At 60.4% G+C, this 15,246-nt stretch carries 17 protein-coding genes; 9 read left to right on the top strand and 8 right to left on the bottom strand.

Annotated elements, in window-relative coordinates; all coding sequences use genetic code 11:
• Positions 1-37: 37 nt before the first annotated feature.
• The gene (locus ACR0NT_RS02580; RefSeq protein WP_170441760.1) at positions 38-352 is read left to right on the top strand and encodes a monooxygenase; all 315 of its coding nucleotides are present in this window, start codon (positions 38-40) and stop codon (positions 350-352) included.
• Positions 353-411: 59 nt separating this feature from the next.
• Here the strand turns inward: ACR0NT_RS02580 and ACR0NT_RS02585 are convergent, their stop codons facing one another.
• On the bottom strand, positions 412-783 hold the full coding sequence (locus tag ACR0NT_RS02585) for an OB-fold nucleic acid binding domain-containing protein (RefSeq protein ID WP_170441757.1): 372 nt from the start codon (positions 781-783) through the stop codon (positions 412-414).
• Between the two features lie 127 nt (positions 784-910).
• On the opposite strand from ACR0NT_RS02585, the gene ACR0NT_RS02590 reads away from it, so the two are divergent.
• Together ACR0NT_RS02590 and ACR0NT_RS02595 are read left to right on the top strand one after the other, a co-directional pair.
• A complete protein-coding gene (locus ACR0NT_RS02590) occupies positions 911-1,234 on the top strand; it encodes a 2Fe-2S iron-sulfur cluster-binding protein (RefSeq protein WP_170324526.1) in 324 nt (107 codons plus the stop codon).
• Positions 1,234-1,980 (top strand): FG-GAP repeat domain-containing protein, encoded by a 747-nt coding sequence (locus tag ACR0NT_RS02595; RefSeq protein WP_170670991.1) that lies wholly within the window; start codon positions 1,234-1,236, stop codon positions 1,978-1,980. The genes ACR0NT_RS02590 and ACR0NT_RS02595 overlap by 1 nt, the downstream gene beginning before the upstream one ends.
• Before the next feature lie 91 nt (positions 1,981-2,071).
• Here the strand turns inward: ACR0NT_RS02595 and purD are convergent, their stop codons facing one another.
• On the bottom strand, positions 2,072-3,334 hold the full coding sequence (purD, locus tag ACR0NT_RS02600; RefSeq protein WP_170670989.1) for a phosphoribosylamine--glycine ligase: 1,263 nt from the start codon (positions 3,332-3,334) through the stop codon (positions 2,072-2,074).
• A 75-nt stretch (positions 3,335-3,409) separates the two neighbouring features.
• Here purD and xseA point away from each other — a divergent pair, with 75 nt between their 5' ends.
• Entirely contained in the window at positions 3,410-4,903 is a 1,494-nt protein-coding gene (xseA, locus tag ACR0NT_RS02605) for an exodeoxyribonuclease VII large subunit (RefSeq protein WP_170670987.1), read from the top strand.
• Positions 4,904-4,910: 7 nt separating this feature from the next.
• Here xseA and ACR0NT_RS02610 read toward each other — a convergent pair whose 3' ends face one another.
• A complete protein-coding gene (locus tag ACR0NT_RS02610; RefSeq protein ID WP_170441748.1) occupies positions 4,911-5,306 on the bottom strand; it encodes a hypothetical protein in 396 nt (131 codons plus the stop codon).
• Between the two features lie 127 nt (positions 5,307-5,433).
• Between ACR0NT_RS02610 and ACR0NT_RS02615 the strand changes: the two genes are divergently transcribed.
• The 5 genes from ACR0NT_RS02615 to ACR0NT_RS02635 all read left to right on the top strand — a co-directional run bounded on the left by ACR0NT_RS02615 (position 5,434) and on the right by ACR0NT_RS02635 (position 9,727).
• Positions 5,434-6,072 carry a lysoplasmalogenase gene (locus ACR0NT_RS02615; RefSeq protein WP_170670985.1) on the top strand — a complete coding sequence of 213 codons (639 nt, stop codon included), beginning with the start codon at positions 5,434-5,436 and terminating at the stop codon, positions 6,070-6,072.
• A gap of 58 nt (positions 6,073-6,130) precedes the next feature.
• A complete protein-coding gene (gene ftsY / locus ACR0NT_RS02620) occupies positions 6,131-7,291 on the top strand; it encodes a signal recognition particle-docking protein FtsY (protein ID WP_170670983.1) in 1,161 nt (386 codons plus the stop codon).
• Between the two features lie 88 nt (positions 7,292-7,379).
• Positions 7,380-8,282: an EamA family transporter gene (locus ACR0NT_RS02625; protein ID WP_170397723.1), complete on the top strand. Its 903-nt coding sequence runs from the start codon at positions 7,380-7,382 to the stop codon at positions 8,280-8,282.
• Positions 8,283-8,299: 17 nt separating this feature from the next.
• A complete protein-coding gene (locus ACR0NT_RS02630; protein ID WP_170670981.1) occupies positions 8,300-8,905 on the top strand; it encodes an inner membrane-spanning protein YciB in 606 nt (201 codons plus the stop codon).
• A 153-nt stretch (positions 8,906-9,058) separates the two neighbouring features.
• Complete coding sequence (locus ACR0NT_RS02635) at positions 9,059-9,727, top strand: Crp/Fnr family transcriptional regulator (RefSeq protein ID WP_170670979.1); 669 nt, start codon at positions 9,059-9,061, stop codon at positions 9,725-9,727.
• A gap of 212 nt (positions 9,728-9,939) precedes the next feature.
• Here ACR0NT_RS02635 and ACR0NT_RS02640 read toward each other — a convergent pair whose 3' ends face one another.
• The 5 genes from ACR0NT_RS02640 to gor all read right to left on the bottom strand — a co-directional run bounded on the left by ACR0NT_RS02640 (position 9,940) and on the right by gor (position 15,225).
• A complete protein-coding gene (locus tag ACR0NT_RS02640) occupies positions 9,940-11,376 on the bottom strand; it encodes a DegQ family serine endoprotease (RefSeq protein ID WP_480442668.1) in 1,437 nt (478 codons plus the stop codon).
• Between the two features lie 185 nt (positions 11,377-11,561).
• Positions 11,562-11,756, bottom strand: coding sequence for a DUF2065 domain-containing protein (locus ACR0NT_RS02645; protein ID WP_170441727.1), 195 nt, complete (start codon positions 11,754-11,756; stop codon positions 11,562-11,564).
• Entirely contained in the window at positions 11,756-12,652 is an 897-nt protein-coding gene (gene hflC / locus ACR0NT_RS02650) for a protease modulator HflC (protein WP_170441724.1), read from the bottom strand. The genes ACR0NT_RS02645 and hflC overlap by 1 nt, the downstream gene beginning before the upstream one ends.
• Positions 12,652-13,794, bottom strand: coding sequence for an FtsH protease activity modulator HflK (gene hflK / locus ACR0NT_RS02655; protein ID WP_170670975.1), 1,143 nt, complete (start codon positions 13,792-13,794; stop codon positions 12,652-12,654). The genes hflC and hflK overlap by 1 nt, the downstream gene beginning before the upstream one ends.
• A gap of 72 nt (positions 13,795-13,866) precedes the next feature.
• Positions 13,867-15,225 carry a glutathione-disulfide reductase gene (gene gor, locus ACR0NT_RS02660; RefSeq protein ID WP_170670973.1) on the bottom strand — a complete coding sequence of 453 codons (1,359 nt, stop codon included), beginning with the start codon at positions 15,223-15,225 and terminating at the stop codon, positions 13,867-13,869.
• Positions 15,226-15,246 lie beyond the last annotated feature (21 nt).

Below are 15,246 nucleotides of genomic sequence, written 5' to 3' on the forward strand. Positions count from 1 at the left end.
TAACAACCTCAACCACCACGCCTAGGAGAGCCAAACCATGAGCACGCTGAAAATCTGGGATCTGCATATGGTGTATGACGGTCCCATCACCGACGAGTTTCTCGCGGGAACAAAGCAACTTGCCGAGAGTATTGCCGAAGAGCCCGGCATCATCTGGAAAATCTGGACCACCGAAGAGGGCACCACCCACTACGGATCCACCTATCTGTTCCGGAACCGCGAGTATCTTGAGACCTACAAAGCGATGCATGTGAAGCGCTTAGAAGCGATCGGGATCACGGTGACCGCTGACCATATCTTTGACATCATGGAAGATGTCAGCGCGATCAACAACGCCCCGCTTGTGGGCTAGCAAGGTAACCGGACATCAAAGCAACGAGCGTAGATGTCCGGTTCGCCCGCATAGCGAACCTATCCCTCTCCCCGCACCAGCACATCCAGCATCCCCGAGATATCCTCGATCTCTTCCGCGATCACATGGATGACCGCGTCGGCTTTCTGCATCCGCCCCGTCACGCGCAGCAACCGCCCCGAGATCACCGCGCGCCGGAATTGCTCATAGATTTTACGCCAGACCACCACGTTGACGATGCCGGTCTCATCCTCAAGCGTGACAAAGATCACCCCTTTGGCCGTCCCCGGCCTCTGCCGCAGGATCACCAGCCCGGCCACGGTAACGCGCGCGCCCTCGGGCGGGTCGTCCAGCCGCTCGGCGGGCAGGCAGGCAGGCGGGCGCGGCCAGTCCCGGTTTGAAACCGCGGGGCGAACAGGGGCAATAAGCATGAGAACAAAAATAGAACAAACGGCAGGAAAGTCCAGTCGCGGCGTGATGAGTCGCAAATGAGGCTGGAAAGACCTAAATGCCTTCACTAAGGAAGAATTCGACAATCGAAAAAGGAAGACGCACGCAATGGCAAAGATCACCTATGTCGAGCACAGCGGTACCGAACACACAGTCGAGGTCGCCAATGGGCTGACCGTCATGGAAGGCGCCCGTGACAACAACATCCCCGGCATCGAGGCCGATTGCGGCGGCGCCTGTGCGTGCTCGACCTGCCATGTCTACCTCCACCCCGACTGGGTCGAGAAAGTTCCGGCCAAGGACGACATGGAAGAGGACATGCTGGACTTTGCCTACGAGCCCGACCCTGCCCGCTCGCGCTTGACCTGCCAGATCAAGGTCACGGATGAACTGGACGGTCTGGTCGTACAGATGCCCGAAAAACAGATCTGATGACCCCCAAAGCGCCGCGCCTGCCCGCCCGCCTGTGGCAATGTCAGGCACGCGGCGCACTGCTAGCGTTGAGCTTGTGGCTGGCGGGAGGAGCACTAGCGATTGCCGAAACAGTCACAAGCGCCCGCTTTACAGAACCCACCACACGCTATGCGCACGGGGTCTTGGGCGATAACATCGAGTACGGCGCGCTGGAACTGACGATCCAAGGCAGCACGCTCACCATCCGGCTGCCCTCGGATCGAGTGTTTGAAGACCTGGCGCCAAGGCTGGTAGATATCGACCTGGATGGCACGCTAGAGGTCATCGTCGTCGAATCCCACAATCAGACAGGCGCTCAACTGGCGATCTATGACAGAGGCGGGAAGAAAATCGCCGCCACACCTCATATCGGCACCCGCTTTCGCTGGCTGGCCCCGATTGGCGCGGACGATCTGGACGGCGACGGTCACGTGGAAATCGCCTATATTGATCGGCCTCATCTGGCCAAGACCCTGCGCATTTGGCGTTTCAGAGATGGTGATCTGGTCGAGGTCGCCTCCCTGCCCGGCATGACCAACCATCGCATCGGCGAAGACTTCATCACTGGCGGGATCAGAGATTGCGGCTCTGGCCCTGAAATGATCGTGGTCAGCGCCGACTGGCGACAGATCGTCAGCGTCAGCCACGATAAGGGTTGGAAAACACGGACCTTGTCCCTGTATAGCGGCAAGGCAATGAAACAAGCCTTGAACTGCTCACATTAGCCCGCCCGCAGCCCGCACCAGCGGGCTGCCCGGCCCAAGGCCTTTGGCGTTGCATCTTTGATGCAGCGTCAGGGCGCGGGAGCCTTTGGAATCAGAGCGCCCGCCAGCCGATATCGCGACGGAAGAACCCGTCCGGCCAATCGACACCGTCCACCATTGCATAGGCGCGATCCCGCGCTTCCTGCAGCGTACCACCCCGCGCGGTGACGTTCAGGACACGACCACCCGAGGCCAATACCTGCCCGTCAGAGGCTTTGGTTCCGGCGTGGAATACCATGTTCCCGCTATCCTCAGGCAAATCCGCCAGCCCATTGATCACGCTGCCCTTTTTATACGACCCCGGATACCCGTTCGCCGCCATCACAACGGTCAGGGCGTGATCGTCCGCCCAGTTCACTTGTGCTTCGCCCAGTCGGCCTTCGGCGGCCGCGTGCATCAGGTCCATCGCCTGCGCGCCTAGGCGCATCATCAAAACCTGACACTCCGGATCGCCGAAGCGTACGTTGTATTCCACCAGACGCGGCTGGCCGTCCTTGATCATCAGACCGGCATAGAGAACGCCCTGAAACGGCATCCCGCGCCGTTTCATCTCGGCTACGGTTGGCTTGATGATCTCTTCCATCGCACGAGCTTCAATCTCGGCGCTCAGAACCGGCGCCGGGGAATAGGCGCCCATGCCGCCAGTGTTGAGGCCGGTATCGCCCTCGCCCACACGCTTGTGATCCTGCGCAGTGCCGACGGACAGGATGTCCTCACCGTCGCACAATACGAAAAGTGAAGCCTCCTCACCCTCCATAAACTCTTCGATGACCACTTCGGCCCCGGCCCCGCCAAACGCACCGCCGAACATATCGTCGATGGCCTCCAGCGCGGTTTGCTCGTCCATTGCTACGATCACGCCTTTGCCCGCAGCCAAACCGTCGGCCTTGACCACAATCGGCGCGCCCTGAGCACGGATGTAGTCTTTCGCCGGCTCAGCCTCGGTGAACCGCGCGTAAGCCGCCGTTGGCGCACCGGACGCATCGCAAATCTCTTTGGTGAAGCTTTTCGAGGCCTCCAACTGTGCCGCTGCTGCCGAGGGACCGAACACCAGCACACCCGCCTCGCGCAGACGATCCGCCACACCGGCGGCCAGAGGGGCCTCGGGGCCAACGATCACGAAATCAATCGCGTTTGCCTCGGCAAAGCTGACAACCGCCCCGCCATTCTCGATATCCAGCGCGGCACACTCCGCAATCTGCGCGATCCCGGCATTACCCGGAGCCACGATCAGACGGTCACATTTGGGGTTCTGCATCACCGCCCAGGCCAGGCTGTGTTCGCGCCCACCACTGCCGAGAATGAGGATATTCATGACTGCTCTCCGATCTGCTTGGCCTTGCCTTGCGGGCGTTCTAAGCTGGGCAGGCATTTGACACAAGGCGCTGAAATGTCCGACCTGCTTGACGACCCCATTCCCGGCCAAAACACCCCTGAATACACAGTTTCGGACATCTCGGGCGAGGTGAAACGCACACTCGAAGGCACGTTCGGGCGAATCCGTGTGCGTGGAGAGGTCGGGCGCGTGTTCAAGGCGCGCTCGGGGCATTTGTATTATGACATCAAGGACGACCGGAACGTGCTGGCCTGCACCACGTGGAAGGGTCAGATCTCGGGCCTCTCCGTTGTGCCGGAAGAAGGGCTTGAGGTCGTCGTCACCGGTCGGCTCACTGCTTTCGGCGCGCAATCAAAATATAACCTGAACGTCGATGAGGTGGCGGTTGCCGGACAAGGCGCGCTGATGGCGCTGCTGGAGAAACGCAAGAAGCAGCTGGAGGCCGAAGGGCTGTTTGCACCTGAACGCAAAAAATCGCTGCCTTATCTGCCGCAGATTATCGGCGTTGTGACCTCGCCTTCGGGGGCAGTAATCCGGGACATTTTGCACCGCCTGCGCGACCGCTTTCCGCGTAAGGTTCTGATCTGGCCGGTGGCCGTTCAGGGATCGAACTGCGCCTCCGAGGTCGCCAATGCCATCCAGGGCTTCAATCAACTGTCCCCCGGCGGAGCCCTGCCCCACCCGGACCTGATCATCGTCGCACGGGGTGGTGGCTCGATAGAAGACCTGTGGGGCTTCAATGAAGAAATTGTCGCGCGCGCCGCGGCATCCTCGGATATTCCGCTGATCTCGGCCGTAGGCCATGAAACCGATACGACACTGATCGACTATGTCTCAGACCGCCGCGCACCGACGCCAACCGCCGCCGCCGAACTGGCCGTACCCGTGCGGATGGAACTGCTGGCCTGGACCGGCGAACAAGGCGCGCGCCTGTCCCGCGCTGCGACAGATGCAGTTCAACGACGGTCGCAGCGTCTACGCGACATCTCCCGCGCATTGCCACGGCCCGACAGCTTGTTGAACAGCCCGCGTCAACGCCTTGATTTGATTGCAGACCGCCTGACCCCCGCGCTGGAGCGCGGCGTTCAGAACCGCCACCTGCAAGTTGTGAAGCTGTCCGCCCATTTGCGCCCTTCAACGCTGCGCAATCTCGTTTCAAGCCGTCAGGAGGCCGTCCGAAACCTCTCGTCGCGCCTGTCCCTGCGCCCAATTCAGCGCGAAATCGAGGTGCAACACCAGACCCTCACCCGACTGGCCGAGCGAATGAACGCCGCGCAGTCAACGCGACTGGATCGGATGCGGCAACAGCTGACCGCAACTGACCGGCTGCGCGAAACGCTCAGCTACAAGGCCACTTTGCAGCGCGGCTATGCAGTTGTGCGCGCCGATGATCAGGTGCTGACGACGAAAAAACAGGCCGAGAATCACAGCTCACTCCAGATCGAGTTCGCTGATGGCGTGCTGACCACCGGCCAACCCGCAGGCCCGCGACCAGCCCCCAAGAAAACCCCGAAAAAGGACGCACCAGATCAGGGCTCACTCTTCTGAGTGCGCCCTACACGCCAACTTCCGGCCCGTAGCAGAGCATCTCTTCTCCGATATCTTCCGCTTCATAGAGTTCGGTCTCCGCCGGATCACCCTCGAACTGCGCGATCAGACCACTCCCTGAACGGGTGAAGACCCAGCATTGCGGGGCCAGACGATCTTCGTAGATGAAACAAATCTGTTCGTCCTGCTCATACCAGACGCCCTCTTTGCAATTGCCATCCAGGAACGACCAGATGACGCGGCGATTGGGCAGATAACGCTCGACCCCGTAAACCTTTCCCTGAAAGCCATAAAACAGGGTTTTTCCGCGCGTATACTCATCGAAATCTGACGCCGTCAGGGCCGGTTGGGCCGAGGCTGAAAACGCGGGCAACAGCAGAAGAATCGCTAGGTATCTGAACATGGTCGCATTGTGTCAGATGCGGTTGCCCGGTGCCATTGCCATTTCCGCGCAACCACCTGCCTCAACGTCACCGGTTGAGGTGACCCGACAACCCATAACATGCTGCGAAAAATCGGGGGAGAAATTCATGACAACCGCATTGTTCTGGCTCGCAGCTATCTGTGCTCTGACCTATCTGCCCCTGTCGCCACGTCCAGCCACCGCCTTGCGGTCGCTAATCAAAACCCTGTCCGTCGCTCTGCTGGCCGTGATCGCATTACTGGGCGCAGCACCACTTCTACTGGTTCTGGCGCTGAGCTTGTGCGCCCTTGGCGACGCGCTTTTGTCGCGCGAGACTGACAGCACCTTCATGGCCGGCATCGGAGCTTTCGCTGCAGGGCATCTGGCCTATATCGCCCTGTTTCTGACCCGCCCCGCCAGCGACCCTGCCTTGATTTTCGACAGGCCCGGCTTTTTCTGGTCGCTCATCATCCTTGGGATCGTTGTCGCCACCTTGTTGGCCCCGCGTGCCGGAGACCTCAAGGGACCGGTGCTGGGTTATATCCCGATCATTCTGGGGATGGGCATAACCGTTCTGGCCCTGCCCGACACCGGCGCCCTGCGGTGGGCGCTGCCCGCTGCCCTGGCTTTCATCGCGTCCGACCTGATTCTGGCCACGGAGAAGTTCCTCCTGCCCGCAGACCACCCGGCGCTGAAGATCACGCCCTATCTGGTCTGGCCGCTTTATTGGGGTGCGCAGGCCGGATTGCTGGTCGCGTTTCTCTGACCCTTTGCAACTACCGCAAATCCGCATTAGGTGAGGGGAACACCTGCGGAGACCAAAAATGGCGTTTTTCTCAAAGCTCAAGGACAAGCTGTTCAAATCCTCGTCCCGCCTCGAACAGGGGCTTGAGGCCATCGTCGAAGATGGCGGCGAGGAAACAACCGCCCCCGATCCGATCATCCCCGAGCCCGAGCCGCAGCCCGAACCCGTGCCGGAAGTCCCGCAACCGGTTCCCGAAGTGCCGGACCCCGCACCAGCACCGCAACCGGTCGAGGTCCCTGAACCCGCGCCCGTCGACCCGACCCCTGCCCCGCCTCCACCCGAGGCGGCGCCGTCCAAAGGCGTGTTGGGCCGCCTGTTCGGTCGCAGCGAGGCCAAAACCGCCATACGCCGCACTCTGGACGACGACATGCTGGAACAGCTCGAAGAGCTGCTAATCGCCTCGGACATGGGCGTCGACACCGCCCTGCGCGTCACCGCAAACATGGCCGAGGGGCGCTATGGCCGCAAACTCTCGACCCAGGAAATCAAACAACTGCTAGCGCAGGAAGTCGCCCGCGTGATGGAACCCGTTGCCAAGCCCCTGCCCATCTACCCCAAACGTCCACAGGTGGTGCTGGTTGTCGGCGTCAACGGATCGGGCAAGACGACCACAATCGGCAAGCTGGCCAGTCAGTTCAAATCGGCTGGCAAAAAGGTCGTGATCGCCGCCGGTGACACCTTCCGCGCTGCCGCTGTCGAACAGTTGCAAGTCTGGGGCGAACGCGCAGGCGTACCCGTCCTGACCGCGCCCGAGGGATCGGATCCAGCCAGCCTCGCCTTCGACGCCCTGACCAAGGCGCAGCAAGATGGCGCTGACCTTTTGATGATCGACACCGCAGGCCGCCTGCAGAACCGCGCCGACTTGATGGAGGAACTGGCCAAGATCGTCCGCGTCATCCGCAAGGTCGACGACACCGCGCCTCACAACACCCTTTTGGTGCTGGACGCCACTACGGGCCAAAACGCGCTGAGTCAGGTGGAAACTTTCCGCAATCTGGCCGATGTCTCGGGTCTGGTCATGACCAAGCTCGACGGCACCGCCAAGGGCGGCGTGTTGGTCGCGCTCGCCGACAAATTCGGCCTGCCCATTCACGCCATCGGCGTCGGAGAGCAAATTGACGACCTCGCCCCGTTCGACCCCGAAGAATTCGCCGCCGCCCTCACTGGCTTGCAAAACTGATCCGAAACTTCATCTGTCTAAAAATATCCTCCGGGGGTCCGGGGGTGGAAAACCCCCGGCCTCTCCACCCAGCACAAAGACCTGACACTTGAGCGACTGGCTGATCTCACTCGAAGGCACCGAAGCAGGCCACCAGCTTGCGCTGGGACTGGCCCTGATGGCGGCCTTCCTGCACGCGGTCTTCGGTGCCCTGCAAAAAGGCCGCCACGATCCGTGGATGTCGCGCGGTGCCATTGACGCCAGCTATTGCCTGCTGGCCGCACCCTTCGCGTTTTTCGTCGTTCCCTGGCCAGAACCCTATATGTGGCCGATCTTTGCAACCGTCTGGGTGATCCACATCGCCTATAAAATCCTGCAAGCCATGGCCTATACCAAGGGCTCATACACGGTCGTCTACCCGGTTGTCCGCGGCACCGGCCCGCTGTTCACCGTCATCGGCGCCTATCTGCTGTTCGGAGAGACCTTCACTGGCACCCAATGGTTCGGCGTGGCCGTCTTGTTGGCCGGTATTTTCGGATTGGCCGCCTATAATTTCCGGTTTCTCGAAACCAACCGCGAAACACTGGGCATCGCACTGGTACTTGCCGTCGCAACCGGCCTGTTCGTGGCGCTCTATACCACCTACGACGCCTATGGCATCCGCGCCACCGCAGACCCGTTCACCTTTCTGGCCTGGTTCTTCATGATCGACGGGGCGGCAATGCCGATCTACGCCTTTCTCAGATGGCGCGCGATGATCAACCGCCCGGCAATCGGCCCGCTGATGTTGCGCGGCTTGGCGGGCGGTATAATCGCCCCCCTGTCTTTCGGGGCGATCATGCTGGCCACAAGGCTCGACAAGGTCGGCGAGGCCGCCGTCCTACGGGAAACCTCGACCGTTTTCGCGGCCCTGATCGGCTGGCTGGTTCTGAAAGAAACCGTGGGGCCAAGACGGATCGCGCTGATGGCATTGATTGCACTCGGCGCCGTAATAGTTGAAATGGGCGGGTAAGCAGCAGGACGCAGGCCATGACAGACAAAAAAGAGATCAACCCGTTTCTGAAACAGGTGCTGGAGCTTGGCCCCCCGCTGGCCTTCTTCTTCATCTACCTGCGTCTGCGCGATGACAGTTTTCTGATCGGCGGCATTGAATATTCCGGCTTTATCGTTGCCACCATCCTGTTTGTGCCGCTCATGCTGGGCGCTATGGGCGTTCTCTGGTACCTGACGGGCAAGCTCAGCCGGATTCAGATTTTCACCGCTTTCATGGTCATTTTCTTCGGCGGCCTGACCGCCTGGTTCAATGACGAGCGGTTCTTCAAGATGAAGACCACGCTGGTCTACGGCTTCTTTTCGATCATGCTGGGCATCGGCCTGCTGCAGGGCAAATCCTACCTCGCCTATGTCCTGGACGAGATGCTGCCGATGCAACACGAGGGGTGGATGATCCTGACCCGGCGCCTGTGCGGCTGCTTCGCGGTACTGGCCGTGGCCAACGAATTCGTCTGGCGCACGATGTCGACCGACCTCTGGGTCAAGATTGAAACCTTCGGCTTCCCCATCGCGCTGATGGTGTTTCTGATGCTGCAATTCAATCTGCTGCAAAGCTACATGGATGGTCCTGACCACCAATAGGGGAACAGGGACGATGCCTTTTCGCCTCAGACGGTAACGCAATTCTGCGCTGTTCCCGGACGTAACGCCGGACCAAACCGACAAAAATCCTTGGCTAAACGGCAAAGCTGTGGAAAGTTGTGACACCACTCACAGCCGGAGCACCTGAAACTCATGACGGCTTTTCCAGACAGCGGCTTTCTGTCCGAGGCATCAGACAGACTCAAAGCCATGCTCTCCGCGCAGGCGACCGAAATTTCTCTGGAGCGTGGCGAGGTTCTGTTCGAGCAAGGCGATGAAGGCGACGCCCTTTATGCCATCCTCGAAGGTACGCTCGAAGTGTCCTTTCTGGCCATGAGCGGTCGCAAACTGTCCCTGACCCTGATGCGGCCCGGAGAGATTTTTGGAGAGATCGCCCTGTTCGACAGCGGCCCCCGCACCGCCACAATCGCGGCCGCTGAACAGTCCCGCGTGTTGCGGGTACGGCACGGCGATGTGATGGCCCAGATCCGGCAACACCCCGACCTGGCCGTGGACCTGATCCGTCTGGCCGGCCTGCGGATGCGGTGGATGGGATCACAACTGAACGAGCAGGTTTTTCTGCCGATGCCGATCCGTCTGGCCCGCAAACTGCTGCACCTGTCCGAACTGCAGGATGACCCGTCCACCCGGATCACCCTGTCACAAAGCGAACTGGCCGAGTTCGTTGGCGCCACGCGGGAAGCGGTGTCCAAGACCATCTCTACCTGGAAGCGCGACAACGTGGTTGAGGCGTCGCGCGGCGGGCTGATGATTCAAGACTTCGCAGCCCTGCGGGAATTGGCCGAATCCGACCTGATCTGACCCCTGTGACCTGCTTCACAGACCATGGGTAGCATTAAGCCTATCGTCGTAATTGTTACCGTAGGAGGTCAGAGAATCATCCCCGATATCTGTCCACTGACCTCTCCCTGTATCAGGGCCACGCGCCTTCCCCGGTGCGTGGCTCATACCTCCCAGCACAAATAAGGCCGGAGCATCTGCTCCGGCCTTTTTGATTGTTTTCATGCTGTGGGTTATTCGCCCAAGCTCAGCGCCACAAAGCGGGGTTCGCCGCCGCGGCGCACCAGCAACAGCAGAGATTTACGCCCCGCCTCGCGCGCCTCGTCCATGCGCGCCTCAAGGTCTTCGATCGAGCTGACCTTCTGCTGACCGGCCTCGGTGATCAGGTCACCAGCACGCAAACCCTTGGAAAAGGCTTCAGATGCTTCGTCAACGGCGGTCACCACCAGCCCATCAGAATCTGCATCCAGACCCATATCCGTGCGCAACGCATCGGTCAGCGGCGATATGGTCAGGCCCAGAATGTCGGCGTTTTCCTCGGCCGGAACCTCCGGCGTGTCCTCGTCACCGTCCTCGGCGCGCTCTGCGTCCTCACGGCGGCCCAGCGTCACCAGAACGGTCTGGGTACCGCCTTCGCGGTGGACCACAACGCGAACCGATTTACCGACGGTGGTTTCGCCAACCTGACGGACCAGACCACGAGTGTCTTCGACCTCGACACCGTCAAAGCTGAGGATCACGTCACCGGCCAGCAGGCCCGCTTCTTTGGCAGGACCGTCCGGCACGTCACTGATCAGAGCGCCGCCGGGTTTGTCCAGCCCCATTGCCTCAGCCATGTCCTCGGTCACGTCCTGAATGCGCACGCCCAGCCAGCCGCGGCGGGTTTCGCCGAATTCACGCAGTTGATCGACAACCTTGACCACCACGTTCGACGCCATTGAGAAGCCAATCCCGATCGAGCCGCCATTGGGCGACAGGATCGCGGTGTTCACGCCGATCACTTCGCCATCCATATTGAACAGCGGACCACCAGAGTTGCCCCGGTTAATCGCCGCGTCAGTCTGGATGTAATCGTCATACGATCCGCTGAGCGCCCGATTGCGGGCCGAAACGATCCCAGCCGAGACCGAGAAGCCCTGCCCCAGCGGGTTGCCCATGGCAATCACCCAATCACCCACGCGCGCAATGTCGCTATCGCCAAACTTCACATATTGCAGCGGGCCTGTCGCTTCGACCTTCAGTAGCGCGATATCGGTTTTCTCATCCGTGCCGATCACTTTGGCTGGCAATTCCTTTTTGGGCTGCCCGTCGCCCGGAAAAAATTCCACAAGGATTTCATCGGCTTCAGCGATGACGTGATTGTTGGTGACGATATAACCGTCCTCGGAGATCACGAAGCCCGATCCCAGCGCATTGCTGCGACGTGGACGGTTGTCGTCATCGCCGTTGCGGTCCTGAAACTCACGAAAGAAATCCTCGAACGGAGAGCCCTCGGGTACGATCCCCTGCGGGCCGGTCTGTCCTTCAATCAGAGTTGTGGTGGTGATGTTGACCACCGCCGGGCTGATCTGTTCGGCCAACGGTGCAAGACTTTCACCCCGCGCCTGCGCGGCGACGGTCTGGGCCAGAACAAGCAACATCCCCGCAAAAGCCAGCCACATCAGCCGCATGAAACCAACACTATCGTCCTGCCGGACGGAAATACTTCGTGCTTGTGCCTGCACTTGGGAACTCCTTGTCGACAATTCTTCTGTGGCCGCCCCTCGGCAACCTTTCTTAGCAACCAATGTAGTCAGTTTGTTCAGACCCGCAACTCGGGATCGCGGGGAAATCACCGGCAAGTGAAATCGTCGTCTTAAAACCCGACCTGATACGCGCCCCACAGCAGCACCAGCCCGCTGACCACGCAAAGCAGCCCCACCAGCCGTCGCGCCTGTTCCGGCAGTGACCGCAGCGCCTCGAGCATACGTTCAATAAGCGAAGGGGCCAGCGCGTACGCCAGCCCCTCGACAATCAATACCAGCCCAAGGGCCAGAAGAATCATACCCATTATTCAGAAGGCGCAGCAACCGGGGCTGACCGTCCGGTAGGAGAGCCGAGGTAGTTGAAGAACTCGGAATCCGGGCTCAGGATCAACGAGCTGTTACTACCCTGCAAGGCATTCTCATACGCTGTCAGAGAGCGATAAAACTCAAAGAACTCCGGGTCCGCACCGTAGGCTTCAGCAAAGATTGCGTTGCGTTCGGCATCAGCCTCACCGCGAATGATCTCGGCCTCGCGGTTGGCGTCTGACACCAGTTCAACCACGGTCCGGTCGGCCTGCGCGCGCACACGCTGCGCAGCCTCGTTACCGCGTGCACGTTCGTCGGTGGCCTCACGTTCCCGTTCGGCTTTCATCCGGTCAAAGGTCGCCTCAAGGTTCGCTTGCGGCAGGTCGGTCGCCTTCAAACGCACGTCGATCACGTTGACGCCCAGCGCCTGCGCTTCGGCAATCGCGCTGTTACGGATACGCAGCATGAGCGCGGCACGGTCCGAGCTGAGGATATCACGCGACGACACTGAACCCAGCACTTCGCGGGTTTCCGCGCGCAGGATGCGGTCCAGACGATCCTCGGCCACCGGAATACCGCCGACACCAACCGCCTGACGGAAGCGGTTCAGATCAGAAATCCGATAGCGCGCGAAGGCGTCGACCACCAGACGACGGTCGTCCAGAGGCGTCACCTCAAGCGGTTGAACGTCAATCGACAGAATGCGGTCATCATAGCGTACAACTTCCTGGATCACCGGGATTTTGAAGGCCAGACCTGGCTCTTCCTTCACCGCAACCACACGGCCGAATTGCAGAACCAGCGCACGCTCACGCTCGTCCACGATAAAGATCGAGGACAGGCCAACCACGCCGAGAATCACGACGAAGATGAGGATAAGGGGTGACTTACGCATCAGTTGCTCTCCTCGGCCTGATTGCGCCGCAGCTCGTTCAGCGGCAGATAGGGCACGACGCCCTGCCCTGAACCGGTCGAGTTCTCGTCCAGAATGATCTTGTCCACGTCACCCAGAACCTGCTCCATCCGTTCCAGATACAGGCGTTTGCGGGTCACGTCAGGCGCTTTGGCGTATTCTTCCAGAACCGCGCTGAAACGGCTGGCTTCACCCTGCGCACTGTTGATCTGCTGGGCGCGATAGGCTTCGGCCTCTTCCAGAACCTGCGCGGCTTCACCACGAGCTTCCGCGAGAACGCGGTTGGCATAGGCGTCGGCCACGTTCTGCAGACGGTCACGCTCCTGCGCGGCGGCCTGAACGTCACGGAACGCGGCGATCACATCCTGCGGCGGGTCGGCCTTGTCAAAGTTCACACGGACGATGTTGATCCCGGAATCATAGCTATCCATTGTGGACTGGATCAATTCCTGAAGGCGATCCGCGATGATGCCACGATCCCGGTTCAGGATCGGGGCCAGTTCGCTTTGCGCAATGATCTCACGCATGGCCGATTCCGACACGGCGCGGATCGTCTGGCGCGGGTCGCGCAGGTTAAACAGGAACTTGGCCGGATCGTTGATGTTCCACACGACCTGATAGTCGATATCGACCACGTTTTCGTCACCAGTCAGCATCAGGCCATCGTCGCTGCCGCGCGTGCCGCCCATGTCTTCGGTCTGTTCACGGGTGACCGGGATAACCTCAGCCGTCACGAACGGCCACGGAGCAAAGTTCAGACCCGGATTGCCGACGGCCGAGAACTCACCCAGGAACAGCTCAACCGACTGTTCTTCGGGCTTGACTGTATAGAAGCTGGCCGCACCCCAGAGCACGGCGGCAACAACCACACCGATCAGCAAGGTGCCTTTGGTAAAGATGGGACCACCCCCACCTGCACCCTGACCGCCGCCACGGCCCGAACCGCCACGGCCGCCCATCAGGACGCGCAGCTGTTCCTGGCCTTTCTTCATCAGTTCATCGATCTCGGGGATCTGCGGGCCGTCGCCTTCGGGGGGCTTGCGCCCGTCCCCGTTGTTACCCCGATTTCCTCCACCACCAGAAGAGCCTCCGCCCCCCCAGGGGCCACCGCTGTTGCCCGCCATATGTATCTATTCCCTTGTGTTGGACCGTGTGATCACGGTTTCCCTTGTAACTTGTGTGCGCGCAGTTGCAAATCAAGCAGTGCGCACAGGTTGCCGCAGTGTTACCAGTTCCTCGGCCATGACCGGGTGAACGGCAACAGTGCGGTCGAAATCTTCCTTGGTCGCGCCCATTTTGACGGCAATCCCGGCCAGCTGGATCATCTCACCCGCGCCCGGCGCCACGATGTGACAGCCCAGCACTTTGCGGGTCGCCTGGCTGACGATCAGCTTCATCAGTACGCGCTGCGTACCACCGGCAAACGCCTTCTGCATCGGCTTGAACGAGGTCGCATAGACCTCAATCGGTTCCTGTGCCGCAGCGTCTTCCTCACTGAGACCCACGGTGCCGAACTCCGGCTGCGTGAAAATCGCGGTCGGGATCAGTTCATGATCCACCGGCGTCGGGTTGCCTTTGAAGACTGTCTCAACGAACGCCATGCCCTCGCGGATCGCAACCGGAGTCAGGTTCACTCGGTCAGTCACGTCGCCGATGGCATAGATCGAGGGCACACCGGTCTGGCTGTATTCGTCCACCACGATCTCGCCCTTGCGACCACGTTCGACACCGACGGCCTCAAGACCCAGATTGTCGGCGTTCGGCGCGCGCCCGGTGGCATACATGACCACATCGAAAACCCGTTCGGTTCCGTTGGTCGCTTTGACCCAAATCTTGTCGCCCAGCTTTTTCATCTCAAGCACGTTTGTACCAAGGTGCAGATCGATGCCGTTCTGGCACATCTCTTCGCTGATCAGGCCGCGTGCTTCTTCATCGAATCCGCGCAAAATCTGCGCCCCACGATAGAACTGAGTGGTCTTCACACCCATCCCGTTCATGATCCCGGCGAATTCGCTGGCGATATAACCGCCACCCACGATCAGGATGCTTTCCGGCAGCTTCTCCAGATGGAAAATCTCGTTCGACGTGATTGCCAAGTCCGAGCCCGGAAACTCGGGCACAACCGGACGGCCACCGGTCGCAACCAGAATGTGCTTGGCCGTCTTGCGGGTGCCATCGGCCAGCTCGACCGTATGCGCGTCCACAATATGCGCACGCTGATCAAAGTTCTCGACGCCGTTGTTCTTCAGGATATTGCGATAGATGCCTTCCAGCCGGTCCAGTTCCGTCACCAGTTTGCCGTGAAACGTTTTCCAATCCAACGCACCGGGCTGTATGTCCCATCCATAAGCCTGCGCATCACCGACCATGCCTGAGAATTCGCTGGCAAACACCATCAACTTTTTCGGCACACATCCCCGGATGACGCAGGTCCCGCCATAGCGGTCCTCTTCCGCCAGCGCCACCTTGGCGCCGTTTTCACCAGCCGCCACACGCGCCGCGCGAACCCCGCCCGAGCCGCCTCCGATGACGAACAGATCATAGTCAAAGCTCATCCTGAGTTCCTTTATACCGTC

This window comes from Ruegeria sp. AB10, assembly GCF_056542745.1.